This is a genomic window from Octadecabacter ascidiaceicola (assembly GCF_900185015.1).
Lineage (GTDB): Bacteria > Pseudomonadota > Alphaproteobacteria > Rhodobacterales > Rhodobacteraceae > Octadecabacter > Octadecabacter ascidiaceicola.
This window is the reverse complement of record NZ_FXYD01000001.1, coordinates 956069-971942: the sequence shown is the minus strand read 5'-3', so window position 1 is coordinate 971942 and position 15874 is coordinate 956069. Positions and strand designations below refer to the sequence as shown.

Here is a 15874-nt window from a genome sequence, read left to right as displayed (position 1 = left end):
CCCTGACTTCGTCACGACATTGTTTGCGCGCGCGGTTGAAGACCCCGCGCGTGCAGCTTAGGCGTTGGGTGACACAATTGAGGGCACCCAATGACCGACTCCGCGACACTTGGCCTGTATGGGCTTGGAACCATGGGCAGTGCGCTGTCCCTTAATATTCTCGAAAAAGGGTTTGCGCTGCATGTAACGAACCTTCGACCCGAAGTGGTTGGCGAATTTCAAGCGGAAGCCGCGGGCGCGGGCCTCGCAGGGAAGCTTCACGGCGCAGACAGTTTGAAAGACATGGTCGCGGCAATGGCCCCGCCGCGTGCAATTATCTTGATGATCCCGTCGGGCGACCCTGTTGATGAAACGATCAAGAAACTGACGCCGCTATTGGCCAAAGGTGACACGATCATCGATGCAGGAAACGCGGATTTTCATGTAACACGTCGCCGAACCGCCGAGGTTGAGGCGCTTGGGTTTACCTATATCGGTATGGGCGTGTCAGGCGGCGAAGATGGTGCGCGTCACGGCCCGTCTATGATGGTTGGCGGATCACCCGCAGCATGGAGCGGCATTCGCAGCGTTGTTGAAAGCATTGCGGCCAAATTCAACAGCGAACCCTGCGCGGACCACTTCGGGCCAGACGGGGCAGGGCACTTCGTAAAGACCGTGCACAACGGAATCGAATATGCCGACATGCAGTTGATCGCGGAAACCTATGGGTTGATGCGCAACGGGCTGGGGCGGACACCGTCCGAAATTGGCGATGTATTTGAGCGTTGGAATGCCGGCGTGCTGGAAAGCTATCTGGTTGAGATCACCGCGAAGGTTCTACAAGCGACAGATAAACAATCGGGCCAGCCCGCCGTTGATGTGATCGTCGACGCCGCTGGGCAAAAAGGCACGGGCCGCTGGACGATCATCGAAGCGGTGCGTTTGGGCCAATCTGCCAACGTCATTGAAGCTGGTGTCGCCGCGCGGGCATGGTCATCGGAGGGCAAAGCGCGGGTCGCAGGCAGTGAGGTTTTTGACACGCCGCTCGAAACGTTGGAGTTGAGTGACGCTGATCTGGAAGCCGCGCTTCTGGTGGGGCGCATCGTTTCTTACGCGCAGGGTTTCCGGATATTGAACGCCGCATCGGATGAGTATCACTGGTCCATCGATTGCGCGCGCGTGGCTGAAGTCTGGCGTGCTGGATGCATCATTCGCTCTTCGTTGCTAGATGATATCGCGTCGGCCTTTCGCGGTGATCTGCCTGAGGGGCAGCTGATATTCTCCGAAACATTCGCAAAGTTCATCCGCGATGGGTTTCCAGCCCTTCGCCGTGTCGTCAGTGTGGCCGTTGCGGGTGGCCACCCGGTTCCTGCTTTGGCCTCAGCGTTGGGTTTCTTGGACACGATGCGTGCGGCGCGGGGGACGGCTGATGTAATCCAAGCGCAGCGTGATTTCTTTGGACACCACGGGTTTGAGCATATTGACGGGCGTCGTGACCAACACGGTCCTTGGTGGGATTGATGCCGTTGGGATGATCTGGCGATCAGCGCTTGCAGCGGGCGGGGTGCAAATTTTCTTTGAAAATTTGATCCTTAAGTGTCGGGGAGAAAGTGGGGGCCAGCCCCCGTCCTTCGGACTCCCCCGGGATATTTATGAAACAAAGGCAAACGTAAGAGTGCTTATTTGCGTGGCTTTGCGCGTAGGGTTGGGTCGGCTTGTGTCGGGTCTTCGGGCCAAGGATGGCGTGGATATCGGCCGCGCATGTCTTTGCGCACATCGGCGTAAGATGTGGCCCAAAAGCGGGGGACATCCATCGTGGTTTGTATCGGCTTTTGCCCTGGGGACAGGAACGTCACGCGCAGCGGGCGACCTGCGACCGTAGGGTGGCGTGTGGTGCCGAACATTTCTTGGATACGCAAAGTGATTTCGGGGGCCTCAGTGCTGTAGTCTATGGGGGTGTGGCGACCGAGGGGGGTGGTGAATTGCGCGGGTGCTTCGCGGTCAATCAGCTGCATCTGCTCCCAAGTCAGGGTCGCGCGCAGGGCTTGCAGGGTGTCGTGGGATTTCCAGTGCGCAGCGGTTTGCACCCCGTTGAGATACGGGAGAAGCCAGTCGTCCAAGGTGTTGTTTAGCGCATCGTCGGACAAGTCGGGGATGCTTGGGTCGTTGGCGCGGACAAGGGCGACGCGTGCGCGGAAGCGCTCGGCGGCCGGCGAGAATTTGAACCCAAGCATTCGCACCCCGTCGAGCATCGCGCGGGCGATTTCGTCTGCTGGGGCATCTTTCCAAGCGGTGTCTGATAGAACTAGCGCGCCGAGCCGCTCTTGTTTTCGTGCCAAAACTTTTCCGTCCCGTTTAGACCAGGCGCAGGTGTTGATGGTGCTGATTAAAGTGTCTGCCACGTCGCGGATGTCCGCTTCGGAAATTGAGAGTGCGAAGCGGATTTTAGCCTCGCGAGGATTACCGTCCGTGTCGGTGACCACAAGCAGACGTTGCCCTGCGAGCGGGTCTGCGCTGTCCATGTACGCGCCTTTTCCGCCGGACAAAACATAGCGGGGTTCGTTGCCAGAGCGGCGCAGAGCAATGCGGTCAGGGTAGGCCATTGCGGCATAGATTTCAGGTGGCTGAAGGGGCAAGTCGGGCGCGAATTTTGCCAGCCGTTTGGCCTCTTGTTTGACGCGGGCGAGGGCGCTTTTGTGGACGGGATGTGGACCGCGTTCGCCTGATAGAATTTTGATACGAAGCGATAAATCACTTGGTGCGCCTAGCAAGATGTCGCGTTCTGACAGCAGCGCGGCGAGGGGGGCAGAGGGCTTGCCACCTGTCACCAACATATGTGCAAGGCGTGGATGCAGCGGCAGTTTCGCCAATGCGCGTCCGTGCGATGTGATGCGACCATCGTCCAATGCGCCCAGTGCCGTTAACAACACGCGTGCTTCGCTTAGGGCGTGTTCTGGCGGGTCGGTCAGGAAGGGCAGGCCATCACCGCCCCAGACGGCCAGCTCAACGGCGAGGCCCGTTAGGTCAGCCGCTTCGATTTCAGCGGGCGGGAACGCGGTGAGGGCGCCATCTTCGCCCTTTGACCACAGTTTATAGGCGAGCCCTTCAGCAACACGTCCCGCGCGGCCTGCCCGTTGGGTTGCTTCGGCGCGGGTGACACGTTCGGTGACAAGTCGGGACATGCCAGAACCGGGGTCAAAGCGTGCGCGGCGTGATTTTCCGCAATCCACGACCACGCGGATGTCTTCAATCGTTAGGGACGTTTCCGCGATGGAGGTTGCAAGGACCACTTTGCGCCCCGATGTGACGGGTGCAATCGCGGCGCGTTGTTCAGTGAATGGTAGGGCGCCAAACAGGGGGCGAATGGCGCAATCATCAGGCAATCGCCCGTCCAATCGCGCCTGAACGCGGTGGATTTCGCCCTCGCCCGGAAGGAAGACCAGAACCCCGCCTTGGGTTTCGCCCACGGCCTGCGCCACCAAGTCGGCGGCGGCTTGATCGAACCTGATTTCTTTATGCAGGGGGCGGTCTAACCAGCGCGGTTCGACCGCAAAGGCGCGCCCTTGCGAGGTGACGATAGGTGCGTTGACCAATTCGGCGACAGGACCTGCGTCCAGCGTGGCGGACATGACCATCAACACCAAATCAGGACGCAATGCTTCGCGCACTTCCAGAGTAAGCGCGAGGCCAAGGTCGGCGTTCAAGGACCGCTCATGAAATTCATCAAAAATCACTGCGCCGATGCCTGGCAACTCAGGGTCGCTCTGGATCATGCGGGTCAGGATGCCTTCGGTCACGACCTCGATCTTGGTCGCGCCGGACACTTTGGTTTCGCCGCGCATGCGGTAGCCTACAGTTTCGCCCGTGCTTTCGCCCAATTGCTGGGCCAAACGTTCAGCCGCTGCGCGGGCCGCTAAGCGACGGGGTTCCAACATGACAATTTTGCCTTGGACGATACCCGTATCCATTAACGCCAATGGCACGCGCGTGGTTTTACCGGCACCGGGTGGGGCTTGCAGAACGGCACAGCCACGGTTGCGCACTGCCTCGATCAGCTCTGGCATTACGTCGTCAATGGGAAGTGCTGCGTTCATTTGCCCTTCATCACGGTAGAAACGCTCACTTTCAACCTTTTGGGCAATTATTCGTAAACACAACACCCTGATCTGGACGCGAGGCGCCGGTGATCCCATAAAGCGCCTATGGATATTACGACGACAGCTGAGAAAATCCGCGCGGGCGAGCGCCGCGCATTGGCCCGTGCGATTACACTGGTGGAAAGCACACGTGAATCGGATCGTGCATTGGCGGCCGAACTGCTTGGGGCCGTCGGAACGGACCGCCAAGCACTGCGCATCGGGCTTTCTGGAACCCCCGGTGTGGGCAAATCCACGTTCATCGAATCTTTCGGCAAAATGCTGACGGGGCAGGGGCTTCGGGTGGCGGTTTTGGCGGTTGATCCAAGCTCAACCCGTTCTGGCGGATCGATCCTTGGCGACAAAACCCGCATGGATCTGCTGTCGCGTGACCCAAATGCGTTTATCCGCCCATCACCAAGCCAGTCCCAATTGGGCGGCGTCGCGCGGCGCACCCGCGAGGCGATCGCCCTGTGTGAAGCGGCGGATTTCGATGTGGTACTGATTGAAACGGTCGGGGTCGGGCAGTCTGAAACGGCTGTCGCGGAAATGTCCGATCTGTTCTTGCTGTTGCTCGCCCCTGCGGGCGGGGACGAGTTGCAGGGCGTGAAACGTGGCATCATGGAAACCTGTGATATCATCCTTGTAAATAAGGCCGATGGCGACTTGAAAGCCCAAGCAACGCGCACCTGCGCGGATTATGCGGGCGCCCTTCGTCTGATGCGCAAACGCCCGCAAGACCCTGATGATTTCCCCAAAGCGGTAGCCGTTTCGGCCCTGCAAGAAGACGGAATCACCGCCGCATGGGACGAGATGAAAGCGCTGGTCGATTGGCGCAAAGAACACGGCGTCTGGGACGCGCGGCGCACAGATCAAGCGCGGTTCTGGTTCCAAGAAGAGGTGCGCGCAGGGCTTTTGGCGCGCCTTACGTCGGATGATGCGGTCAAAACCCAGCTTGCTGCGCTGGAACAAGACGTCGCGTCCGGGAAACTACGTGCCGCCCAAGCCGCTGAAGACCTGATTTCACAGCTTTTTCCAGCCACTCGGTAAATTCATTTGCAACGCAGCGGCGAAAAGGCGTGAATAGCGCCTAGATGGGTGCCTTGGCACTTGACGAAGCAAAGGAATCCACCTAATTCCCGCTCAATGAATTCAGCCCATGCCGCGTGCGGGGCTTCAACGCTATGATAATAAGGGTCGCGCGCTACGCTGCTGGCCTTTGATGAACAAGGAAAACGCTATGTCTCGCCGTTGCGAACTGACCGGAAAAGGCCCTATGACGGGCAACAACGTGAGCCACGCGAAAAACCGTACGCGTCGCCGTTTCTTGCCAAACCTGCAGGACGTCTCCTTGATGTCCGAATCTTTGGGCCGCACGTTCAAGTTCCGCATCTCCAACGCTGCCTTGCGCACCGTTGACCACCGTGGTGGCCTGGATGCGTTCTTCGCAAAATCCAAAGACGCTGAGCTGTCCCCAGCCGCGTTGAAGGTTAAGAAAGACATCGCCAAGGCATCCGCCGAAGCTTAAGTCTCTCGACCAGACAGATTGAAAAGGCCCGAACATCGCGTTCGGGCTTTTTTCGTTTCCGCGTCAAGATTTATGATGAACGGTGCGTGAACAAGAAAGGTCGCATCCGAGTGATAACCTTTTGTTTAATTAATGGGTTCACTTGTTATTCAACGAGGAGACCTACCATGAGCTATCGGGCACACAGATATCCCACCGTTTTTCCAATCGAGTTGAAATGCGGCGGGAGTACGCAGAAGGGCCATATAACAAATATTGCCCCCTCAGGAGCGGGCGTTTTTGATGTGCAAGGATTGGAAATCGGGGACGAGGTCGTGCTGAGTTGTTCAGCGGGAAACTTTGCCGGCACCGTACGTTGGGCCGATGACGATCAATGCGGGATTATCTTCAAGCAAAAGCTTGGGCCGCGCCAGATGGAACAGTTGCGTCACGCGCCGACAACGACGGGCCATGTTTTGCATCGTCACACGCACGCATTTACCGAATTGCGCTGACCGGGCTAATTCCGTTGATTGCGGGAATTCGCCTTGCGACCTTTATGCACTTTTCATTGCGCGTGCAGGCCTGTTAATGATCTCGCAATGAAACGCACTGCTCACCTTTTGTCCTTTGCGCTTGCGCTGTTGATTGCTGTGACCTCACAGCAAATGGCGATGGCGCGCGGCATGGCGCGGGATGCGTCCGGTCAGGTGGTCCTATGCACTGGGCAGGGGGTGATGACTGTCACGCTGGACGCGCAGGGCGAACCGATGGGTCCTGTACATATCTGCCCTGACTGCGCATTGACGTTGATGGACTTCGCCGAGACGTCAATTGCCGTCGAAAGCGCGGCTATCCACATTCAAATTCTGGCGCAAACGCCCGTCGACGCGTTGCAAATTCCTGTTATCCCCACCTCTGCGCAGGCGCGTGGCCCCCCTTTGTTTGTCTGAAAACCCACTTTCACTTTTCCAACATTCAGATTGAACAAACAGGAGCGGCACATGTCCCTCAAATCTACACTTATCGGTGCTGTCACAGCACTGTCTTTTGCCATGCCAGCCTTCGCCGAAATCGAAATTCATGACCCATATGCGCGGTCGTCCAACACAATGGCGGGTGCGGCGTTCATGACAATTCACAACCACGGTGATGTCGATGATCACCTGCTGAACGTCACGTCTGATGCCTCTGCGCGGGTTGAGCTGCATACGCATATTGAGGACGCAGACGGCGTCATGCGCATGACCCACGTCGAAGAGGGTTTCGTCCTGCCTGCGGGTGGCGAAATCACCATGCAGCGCGGCGCTGAGCACGTGATGTTCATGGGCTTGAACGCACCGTTTGAGCAGGATGACGTCGTCACAATCACCTTCACCTTCGAAAACGCAGGCGAAGTTGTGGTTGAAATTCCCGTTGATCAAAACCGCGAAGAACACGGCGCGATGAGCGGCGAGATGGACCATTCCGACATGGACCACTCTGACCATTAAAACGAAAACGGGCGCCCATGAAACAGGGCGCCCGTTTATCTAACCTATGGGCGCTCCTGCCCTAGCCACACTGGCTGCGCGCTGACGAGATAAAGGCGCGGTAGCGGTCCCAGAACGCATCATTTGCACTGCTGTTGCTAATCTTGGTTTCATTCGCGATTTCGGGATCGGCCATAAATGTTGCCACCCTTGCGCGATCGCGGCTCGACAATTCGGCATTCGCGACCCGTTGCACACAGCCACACAAGCTCGGATTTGCGGCGGACCGATCCGCGGCCAAACACGCGCGGCTAATATCGCCCGTCGCACCACGTGTTGATCCTGAATTGCTCCGGTTGCCGCCCGAACAGGCCGTCAACACGACCAAAGCTGATAAAACTACTAATTTCTTCATATCGCCTCACTAACGGGCCCAACTTATTTCGGGGTATTCCCCGTTGGTGCCTCAAACTGCTAGCCCCAGTATGGCGCACTGCGCGGGTTTGGGGAAGAGGGCGCGAGATCACGATTGCGGATGCTTATTTGCTAGGAAGTGCACGCTCCTTGCCAGGACAAAATTTCGGCAGCGCCCGCACCTCCCCTACGGGGGGCAGGACACTCTTAAAATGAATGCACGTAGGAAGTGTAAATCACACTTGCCTTTACACCCAAATGGCATGCACCATTGCTTGAGTTTTAGGAGATTGAGCGTGAAATGCATTAACGAGTTAAGTCCAACTAGCCCTAAGCCAACGTTGATGGACAAGAATAAAAAGCCTGAGCGAACGTTGTTGTCGGTTTTCATGAGATTGTTAGAGCTGGTGCCCGAACTGCGTGGCGAATTTCTTGCTGAGTGTGGATTCGGATCAGGCAAAACATGTGCTTATGATAGCTTTATGGAGGTTACGTTTCCTTCCTCGAAGATTCCGGATTATCGACCAGACGGTTTGCTGACGTGCAAGCGTGGTTCATCGGAGTGGACAGCGTTTGTCGAAGCAAAAGCGGGTAAGAGTGAAATTCGACCTGAGCAAATCCAAGATTACGCCCATCTTGCGACGCTTCTAAATGTCGATTGCGTTGTTTCAATTTCCAACGAATTTGCCCGAAACCCGACAGAGCTACCGTATCATCTCGCCGCAAACAAACGCAGGAAACGAGAGATCCGTCATTTTGCTTGGGCTGAATTGCGTTCAATGGTTGATCGGTTTGCGCGTGACCCAGAGATTTCGGACCTTGCGCGAAACGTTTTAAATGATGCGGCGAGTTTCTTTTGGGATCAGAATTCTGGCATAGTAACATTTGACCACATGCCGAAAGAATGGGGTGAGTTCGTACAATCGTCGGGTGTTGGTGTCGGATTTAGTGCGAAAACACCTGGAATTACAGAAATCGTTCATGGCTGGCATCAAGAACGCCGTGATCTTCGCTCCAAAATCGCGCACCAGTCGGCTAAAATTGTTGACCTGCGTCATGAGCTTGGCGTTCGTGCAGAATTTGACGCGATATTAACGTATGACAGAAAACGGCTTGCGCAGGACTATGAACTGTCCGCCACTTACCTTTTTAAACATAGTAGATTGTCGGTCGATATCTTGTGCGAATTGCAGGATCGTAAAACCACGGTCTCGATTGAAATTCCGCCGCCTTCCGATAAGGGAGCAAAAGCAGCGACTACTTGGTTGGCAAAGCAAACGGAGGATTTCGATCCAACAAAAACAGCAATTGTTATGGCATGGAAGGGAGGTAAGGGGAACGAACGTCATACGTCTCTTGAAGCGCTGCGAACCGATCCGGACAAGTTGTTCGATGGTTTTAGAGAGGCGCCAAAATCAATTCGATTGATCCGCCAAGTTCACGACGTTCGTAGATTTAGGTCTGCGAAGAATTTTATCACCGATCTGGAAGGACTTGTTCTAAGCCTTACTGCCGAATTGGATCGTGGCGGTTTCCTTTAGAAGTGGCGGTATAGCCCCTCGACAAACGCAGCAAACCCCTACATATCCTCGGTATGACAGCACTTTCACACATCCGCAATTTCTCCATCGTCGCCCATATCGACCATGGCAAATCCACCCTCGCTGATCGCTTGATCCAGTCCACGAATACTGTGGCGGAACGCGATATGAAGGCTCAGATGCTCGATAGCATGGATATTGAGCGTGAGCGCGGAATCACGATTAAGGCCAACACGGTGCGCATTGATTACACCGCGCAGAACGGTGAGGCCTACGTGCTGAACCTGATCGACACCCCCGGTCACGTCGATTTCGCCTATGAAGTTTCGCGGTCTATGCGGGCGGTTGAGGGCTCACTCCTCGTGGTGGATTCCACCCAAGGGGTTGAGGCGCAGACGCTGGCAAACGTGTATCACGCAATCGAGGCTGATCACGAAATCGTCCCTGTTTTCAACAAGATCGACCTTCCCGCGTCTGACATTTCCCGCGTGGCCGAGCAGGTTGAAGACGTTATCGGCATCGACGCATCCGGTGCCATCGCGGTGTCCGCCAAAACCGGCGAAGGCATCAATGAAACGCTAGAAGCCATCGTGCAGCACCTGCCGCCGCCAACGGGCGACGCGGATGCGCCGCTGAAGGCGATGCTGGTGGATTCATGGTATGACAGCTACCTCGGCGTGATCGTTCTGGTGCGCATCATCGACGGGAAGCTGAAGAAGGGCGAGAAGGTTAAGTTCGTCTCCAACGGCACCATTCACCACGTGGACCGCATCGGCGTGTTCCGCCCTGAAATGACGCCTGTAGACGAACTCGGCCCCGGCGAGATTGGTTTTCTGACCGCGTCGATCAAACAAGTGCGCGACACACGGGTGGGCGACACGATCACCCATCAGCGCGATGAGGTTGAACCGCTGCCCGGTTTCCAGCCCGCGCAACCTGTTGTTTTCTGTGGTTTGTTCCCCGTGGACAGCGCCCAGTTCGAAGACCTGCGTGAAGCGATTGATAAACTGGCGCTCAACGATGCGTCGTTCAGTTTTGAGATGGAATCCTCCGCCGCGCTTGGCTTTGGCTTCCGCTGTGGCTTCCTTGGCCTCCTCCACCTCGAGGTCATCCGCGACCGGATTGAACGCGAATATGACATCGACCTGATCACCACCGCGCCGAGCGTTATTTACCACGTTCACATGCGCGACGGCACCGCGTTCGATTTGCACAACCCCGCCGACATGCCCGACATGACCCATGTGGACCACATTGAGGAACCACGCATCAAGGCGACGATTTTGGTGCCGGATGAATACCTCGGTGAGGTGCTGAAACTCTGCCAAGACCGTCGCGGCATTCAGGAAGACCTGACCTATGCGGGCACGCGGGCGATGGCGGTCTATGACCTGCCGCTCAACGAGGTGGTGTTTGATTTCTACGACCGCCTGAAATCCGTGACCAAGGGCTATGCGTCGTTCGACTACGCCCTCATGGGGTATCGCGAGGACAATCTTGTGAAGATGTCGGTGCTGGTCAACGACGAGCCTGTGGACGCGCTGTCGATGATGGTGCACCGCGACCGCGCCGAGACCCGTGGCCGCGCGATGGTTGAAAAGCTCAAAGACCTGATCCCGCGCCACATGTTCAAAATCCCGATCCAAGCGGCCATCGGCGGCAAAGTCATCGCCCGCGAAACCCTGTCCGCCATGCGCAAAGACGTGACGGCCAAGTGCTACGGCGGCGACGCGTCGCGGAAACGCAAGCTGCTGGATAAGCAGAAAGCGGGTAAGAAGAAGATGCGCCAGTTCGGTAAGGTGGATATTCCGCAAGAAGCGTTTATTTCCGCTCTAAAGATGGACAGCTAAAAGCTGGCCAATTTTAGAGCGCGTGCGTGGCAGCGAACTTGCGAAGCAAGTCGCGTACGCACTCAGGAGTTAGGGTGCGCGGCTTAGTCTGTTTGGAGTTGGAACACTGAAATGAGCGACGAGTCAGAAAAACTAGCGGCAAGTTTATTCAGATATAGATCAAGCAACACTAAGCACTTTTTCGAAGAGCTATCTAAAGCGATTTTGAACTCTTCGATCTTTCTATCAAGTGCAGCCAGCTTAAACGATCCTATGGATTTTCGACCATACTATGATGAACTAAGCCTGCCCGATTTTGTGAGAATGTTCAAAGAACCAAATCGGCGTAGTCGATTGATGAGTCGAGAACGATTTAATGAAATTTCGGGCCGGAATTTGTCTAGAGGGGAATTCCGAAAGCTACCAGGTAATAAATTGAAGGCAGTAAACTCCGCTAGCGTTAAGCGAAAAATACTGCGTACGATGGCTAGCGAGTTTCCACACCATACTCGAGTTGCTTGTTTTAGCGAGGCCGAATCTTCGATTCCGATGTGGGCGCATTACACTGACAACCATCGCGGAATTTGTCTAAAATACCGATTGGATTGGGCGCAAAACGATTTACCAGAAAAAGCGGATATTTTCCCGCTTAAGGTTCAGTATGTCGACGAGAGGCCAATTCTAACAACAGAGGAGTGGAATAACTTTTCTGATAGATCAGACTATGAAACGGGAAATTTTGGCAATAGCGATATCTTGTCGAAGATCTGCTTACATAAAAGCGAAGAATGGTCATATGAACGAGAGTGGCGGGTGTTCGTAAATGACAATTCAAAACCAAAATATTGGTACGCGCCAAGATTAACGCCTGTCTCTCTTAGGCTCGGCCTGAATATTGGTGAAGAAACAAAGCGGGAAATTCTAGCTCGTTTCTCGAGCAAAATTGAAATTTTGCAAGCGGTTCTATCACCGAGGGATTTCTCTTTGATGTATAGCCCCGTTTAGCAGAGTAGACTTGCTCCCAAGATCGCGGACATCCCCTCGGATCGGGCGCAACTAAGCCTTAAGCCCCCCAACCTTGACCCAAATCAAAGCGCTCCGTCCTGTCTCATGCCAATCTCCCCCCACGCGCACTGGCGCTATGTTGATTGACACTTAAGGAGCGATCTCATGCTCAACCTTGCTTCCATTTTATATTCCGTGATCGGCTCTTCGCTGGCGGGGACGTTTGTTATTGCTGCGCTGGTGACAGGGTATGACACCATGTGGCCGATCCTGATTGCGGCTGTTGCTGGTGGCATTCTGGCGATCCCGCTGACCTATTTCATCACACGGGCGATGACCGGAAAATAAATCCTAATCGCGCGACGGAAACGGGACGTCGGGCCGTATTACCTTCATGACCACATGAGAAGCCGGCCATGTATTATCTTCCGCACGTCTTTCTAGTTGCCGCTGGCGGCGCGTCGTTGTTGGTGTTTTTAACGTCCTGTTTGTTCTAGCCGTTGCTGTCGGGCACGACCCTATCGCGCCCATACCGGACCCATACCAAACCCATACGCGACCCATATCGGGTTTTTAGACGAAAAAGGCCCGCAGCGTCGCCTCAAACTCGCGTGGTTTTTGGGCGTGGAGCCAGTGGCCCGCGCCGGGTAGTTTGGCGAAGCGGGCTTTCGGAAACATGTCCTTAATCACGGGGCGATGGGCGGGCGTGACGTAGTCGCTTTCGGCGCCTGACAGGAACAAAGTCGATCCGTCGTAGCGGCCTGAAATGGCTGGGAAGCCGATGATTTTGGGCATTTCGGACTCTAGCACATCTAGGTTCAGCGTCCATTTTTTCGCTTTTACATCAAGGGATTGCAACAGGAAGTCACGGACCTCTGGGTCGAGGGTTTCACCGGCCTGTGAGCGGCGCTCAATCCCGCTAAGGTCAATCGCGCGCATGGCGTTGATGTGTTGGGTTTGGGTGTGGGTGTAGGCGATAGGCGCAATATCCGCGACGACCAGCTTTTTGACCAGATGCGGGTGTTTGAGGGCCAAGACCATCGCCGCCTTGCCCCCCATAGAATGGCCAACCACAAAGGTCGGGCCATTTAGCAGCTCGGCGAGATCGTCCGCCATATCGTAATAACTTTGCGTGTCATACCAAGGGCTTGCACCATGGTTTCGCATGTCCGGCGTGATGACATGGTAGGTGTCAGACAGGCGTTTGGCGATTACACCCCAGTTGCGTGCGGACCCGAAGAGCCCATGGGCGATGAGGAGATGTGGCAGCGAAGGATCGCCGTAGGTGAGGATATTCAGCATCGCTTTTGGTTAAGCGCAAAGCGTGCGAATTGAAAGGGTGCAGCACGCAGGCTAAGCCTGAGGGTATGACTGGGGATTCTGTTAACAAGTTCGCAGATGAGGTGCAGAGCCTTATCGAGGAGAGGCTGCGCATCAAAGGCCGCACGCTGGAAAAGGCGCTGGCGCGCGCGGGACGTTTGTTGCCCAAATGGGCGCATCGTGAGGGTCGTTATCTGGCGCAGGCGTCACAGCTTATGCAGCATCCGAAACTGCGCCTTATGATTGATGAAGCGAAGGTCGTGAAGGCGCGCGATATGCTTGTCGCACACCTGAAAACCATTGATCCAAAGGAGCGCCGCAAGACCCGCGTTTTGGGCATGCTTGGGGTGATCAGTTTCAACCTGATCCTCGTTTTTGCGGCGTTTATCGTCTACTTGGTGTGGCGCGACTACGTTTGATATCGAGCGGGCTGCGCTCGACGACCGTGACCGTAACGAAGGCCACATAAAGCAACAAATACCAGCTGCCCATTTTGCTAAACGACGTCATCTCAAACGCGGCAGATCCGGCGTAGACCCATGTGCCGGTTAGGGTGCCAACGTTTTCCGCGATCCAGAGAAAGAAGCTCGCGAAGAGGACCGCGAGGGGTAGGGGGATTGCGTAGGTTCGGCCCAGTTCGAACACGACCCGCGTGCGCCAGAACAGCACAGCCGTCGCGGCGAACAGAAGCAAGCGGATGTCGGGCACGAAGTGGTGGGCGAAAAAGTTGACGTAAATCGCTACGGCCAGCACAACGGTCATCCAAAATGGCGGGTAGGGTGTGAAACGCAAGTCAAACAGGCGGATTACGCGGGCGATGTAGCTGCCCACAGAGGCATACATAAACCCGCTGAACATCGGCACGCCGAGGATCATGAATATCGCGTCTTCAGGATAGGCCCACGATCCAGCGCTGACCTTGAACCACTCCATCGCAGTTCCAGTTAGGTGAAACAGCGCGATGACCTTGGCTTCTTGCCATGTCTCCAGCTTGAACACCAACATTGCTACTTGCATCGCCAGCGCAAAGCCAAAAAGAGCGTCATAGCGGTTGATAGGCCAGTCAGAGGACCAGACCGCTTTGGTGACGATCACCGCGATTAGGATGAGGCCCGCAAACAGGCAGGCCCACGCGTGTTTGAGCACAAATAAAACGGGGCCAGCCGCGCGTGCAGGTAGGCGTGCGCGGACGGGGCGTTCTATGCGTGTTTCAAAGGTGCTTGGAGCGGTCATGGCGCTAGAAAAGCCAAAGCCGCCGAGGATGTCCACGGCGGCTTTGATTACGATTTTTGCAGAGGGTCAAATGTTTGGATACATCGGAAAGCCTTCGCAGAAGGCTTCGACTTCGGCTTTGACCTTGGCTTCCACGGCGGCGTTACCCTCGGCGCCATTGGCGGCCAGCCCATCGACCACTTCAACGATCCAATCCGCGATCTGGCGGAAGTCGTCTTCGGTGAACCCACGAGTCGTACCCGCTGGCGTGCCCAAACGAATGCCAGATGTGACGGTTGGCTTTTCTGGGTCAAACGGGATGCCGTTTTTGTTGGTGGTGATATGGGCACGGCCTAGCGCCGCGTCTGTGATGTTGCCTGTCACGCCTTTGGGGCGCAGATCGACCAGCATCACATGTGTGTCTGTGCCGCCGGTAACTATGTCCAAGCCACCTTTGATTAACTGATCTGCCAGTGCATCGGCGTTGGCGCGCACTTGGCGCATGTAGGCTTTGAATTCTGGGCGCAAGGCTTCGCCAAACGCCACGGCCTTACCTGCGATTACATGCATCAACGGGCCACCCTGAATGCCAGGGAAGATCGCCGAGTTGACCTTCTTGGCGATCGCTTCATCGTTGGTGAGGATCATGCCGCCACGCGGGCCGCGCAGCGTCTTGTGGGTTGTTGTTGTCGCAACATGGGCGTGCGGGAACGGAGACGGGTGCTCACCCGCTGCAACCAGACCGGCGAAATGGGCCATGTCAACGTGGAGATATGCGCCAACGGAATCAGCAATTTCACGCATCTTGGCGAAATCAATGACACGTGGAATGGCAGAGCCACCGGCGATAATCATTTTTGGCTGATGCTCTGTCGCCAAAGCCTGCACCTGATCGTAATCCAGCAGGTTGTCTTCTTCGCGCACACCGTATTGCACCGCGTTGAACCATTTGCCGGACTGGTTTGGCTTGGCGCCGTGGGTCAGGTGGCCGCCTGCATCCAAGGACATGCCAAGGATCGTATCACCAGGCTGCAACAACGCCTGAAACACGCCTTGGTTCGCTTGGGAGCCAGAGTTTGGTTGCACGTTGGCAAACTCACAACCAAACAGCTGCTTGGCGCGATTAATCGCGAGGTTTTCGGCAACATCAACGTGCTGGCAACCACCGTAGTAGCGACGGCCCGGGTAACCTTCGGCATATTTGTTCGTCATCACGCTGCCCTGAGCTTCCATGACGGCGGCGGAGACGATGTTTTCAGAGGCGATCAATTCGATCTCGTTGCGTTGACGGCCAAGTTCGGCGCCAATCGCAGCAGCAATCTCAGGGTCACGGGTGGAAAGGCTTTCTGTGAAGAAACCGGTGTCTTTGGTGGCAGCGCTCATGGTGGTATCCTTTGGAACATGCGTTGGGGCCGCTGATAAGCCGTCCCTAGGCTGCATAAAACCCCAAATTCTTCAT

At 55.9% G+C, this 15874-nt stretch carries 16 protein-coding genes; 11 read left to right on the top strand and 5 right to left on the bottom strand.

What is annotated here, in order from left to right; genetic code table 11:
- Positions 1-90 precede the first annotated feature (90 nt).
- A complete protein-coding gene (gnd, locus tag OCA8868_RS04810) occupies positions 91-1500 on the top strand; it encodes an NADP-dependent phosphogluconate dehydrogenase (RefSeq protein ID WP_093995360.1) in 1410 nt (469 codons plus the stop codon).
- Positions 1501-1658: 158 nt separating this feature from the next.
- Here gnd and hrpB read toward each other — a convergent pair whose 3' ends face one another.
- Positions 1659-4073, bottom strand: a complete 2415-nt coding sequence (gene hrpB, locus OCA8868_RS04805) for an ATP-dependent helicase HrpB (RefSeq protein WP_093995539.1) — start codon at positions 4071-4073, stop codon at positions 1659-1661.
- A 108-nt stretch (positions 4074-4181) separates the two neighbouring features.
- On the opposite strand from hrpB, the gene meaB reads away from it, so the two are divergent.
- The 5 genes from meaB to OCA8868_RS04780 all read left to right on the top strand — a co-directional run bounded on the left by meaB (position 4182) and on the right by OCA8868_RS04780 (position 7115).
- Complete coding sequence (meaB, locus tag OCA8868_RS04800; RefSeq protein ID WP_093995359.1) at positions 4182-5165, top strand: methylmalonyl Co-A mutase-associated GTPase MeaB; 984 nt, start codon at positions 4182-4184, stop codon at positions 5163-5165.
- A 190-nt stretch (positions 5166-5355) separates the two neighbouring features.
- A complete protein-coding gene (gene rpmB, locus OCA8868_RS04795; protein WP_093995538.1) occupies positions 5356-5643 on the top strand; it encodes a 50S ribosomal protein L28 in 288 nt (95 codons plus the stop codon).
- A gap of 167 nt (positions 5644-5810) precedes the next feature.
- On the top strand, positions 5811-6137 hold the full coding sequence (locus tag OCA8868_RS04790) for a PilZ domain-containing protein (RefSeq protein ID WP_093995358.1): 327 nt from the start codon (positions 5811-5813) through the stop codon (positions 6135-6137).
- Positions 6138-6224: 87 nt separating this feature from the next.
- Positions 6225-6575 (top strand): hypothetical protein, encoded by a 351-nt coding sequence (locus OCA8868_RS04785; protein WP_093995357.1) that lies wholly within the window; start codon positions 6225-6227, stop codon positions 6573-6575.
- A gap of 51 nt (positions 6576-6626) precedes the next feature.
- Positions 6627-7115, top strand: a complete 489-nt coding sequence (locus OCA8868_RS04780; RefSeq protein WP_093995356.1) for a copper chaperone PCu(A)C — start codon at positions 6627-6629, stop codon at positions 7113-7115.
- 61 nt (positions 7116-7176) lie between these two features.
- Here the strand turns inward: OCA8868_RS04780 and OCA8868_RS04775 are convergent, their stop codons facing one another.
- The gene (locus OCA8868_RS04775) at positions 7177-7509 is read right to left on the bottom strand and encodes an arginine transporter (RefSeq protein WP_093995355.1); all 333 of its coding nucleotides are present in this window, start codon (positions 7507-7509) and stop codon (positions 7177-7179) included.
- A gap of 211 nt (positions 7510-7720) precedes the next feature.
- Between OCA8868_RS04775 and OCA8868_RS04770 the strand changes: the two genes are divergently transcribed.
- From OCA8868_RS04770 to OCA8868_RS04755, 4 genes are all read left to right on the top strand, one after another.
- The gene (locus tag OCA8868_RS04770; protein ID WP_143849508.1) at positions 7721-9049 is read left to right on the top strand and encodes a hypothetical protein; all 1329 of its coding nucleotides are present in this window, start codon (positions 7721-7723) and stop codon (positions 9047-9049) included.
- A gap of 53 nt (positions 9050-9102) precedes the next feature.
- Positions 9103-10899, top strand: a complete 1797-nt coding sequence (lepA, locus tag OCA8868_RS04765) for a translation elongation factor 4 (protein WP_093995353.1) — start codon at positions 9103-9105, stop codon at positions 10897-10899.
- A gap of 111 nt (positions 10900-11010) precedes the next feature.
- A complete protein-coding gene (locus OCA8868_RS04760; protein WP_093995352.1) occupies positions 11011-11883 on the top strand; it encodes a DUF2971 domain-containing protein in 873 nt (290 codons plus the stop codon).
- 165 nt (positions 11884-12048) lie between these two features.
- A complete protein-coding gene (locus tag OCA8868_RS04755; RefSeq protein WP_093995351.1) occupies positions 12049-12231 on the top strand; it encodes a CTP synthetase in 183 nt (60 codons plus the stop codon).
- 225 nt (positions 12232-12456) lie between these two features.
- On the opposite strand, the gene OCA8868_RS04750 is transcribed toward OCA8868_RS04755, so the two are convergent.
- Positions 12457-13185: an alpha/beta fold hydrolase gene (locus tag OCA8868_RS04750; RefSeq protein WP_093995350.1), complete on the bottom strand. Its 729-nt coding sequence runs from the start codon at positions 13183-13185 to the stop codon at positions 12457-12459.
- Positions 13186-13250: 65 nt separating this feature from the next.
- Between OCA8868_RS04750 and OCA8868_RS04745 the strand changes: the two genes are divergently transcribed.
- Positions 13251-13622 (top strand): hypothetical protein, encoded by a 372-nt coding sequence (locus tag OCA8868_RS04745; RefSeq protein WP_093995349.1) that lies wholly within the window; start codon positions 13251-13253, stop codon positions 13620-13622.
- Here OCA8868_RS04745 and OCA8868_RS04740 read toward each other — a convergent pair.
- Together OCA8868_RS04740 and glyA are read right to left on the bottom strand one after the other, a co-directional pair.
- On the bottom strand, positions 13588-14436 hold the full coding sequence (locus OCA8868_RS04740; protein ID WP_093995537.1) for a DUF817 domain-containing protein: 849 nt from the start codon (positions 14434-14436) through the stop codon (positions 13588-13590). The two genes, OCA8868_RS04745 and OCA8868_RS04740, sit on opposite strands and share 35 nt — an antisense overlap.
- Positions 14437-14502: 66 nt before the next feature.
- Positions 14503-15798: a serine hydroxymethyltransferase gene (gene glyA / locus OCA8868_RS04735; protein WP_093995348.1), complete on the bottom strand. Its 1296-nt coding sequence runs from the start codon at positions 15796-15798 to the stop codon at positions 14503-14505.
- Positions 15799-15874: the final 76 nt, after the last annotated feature.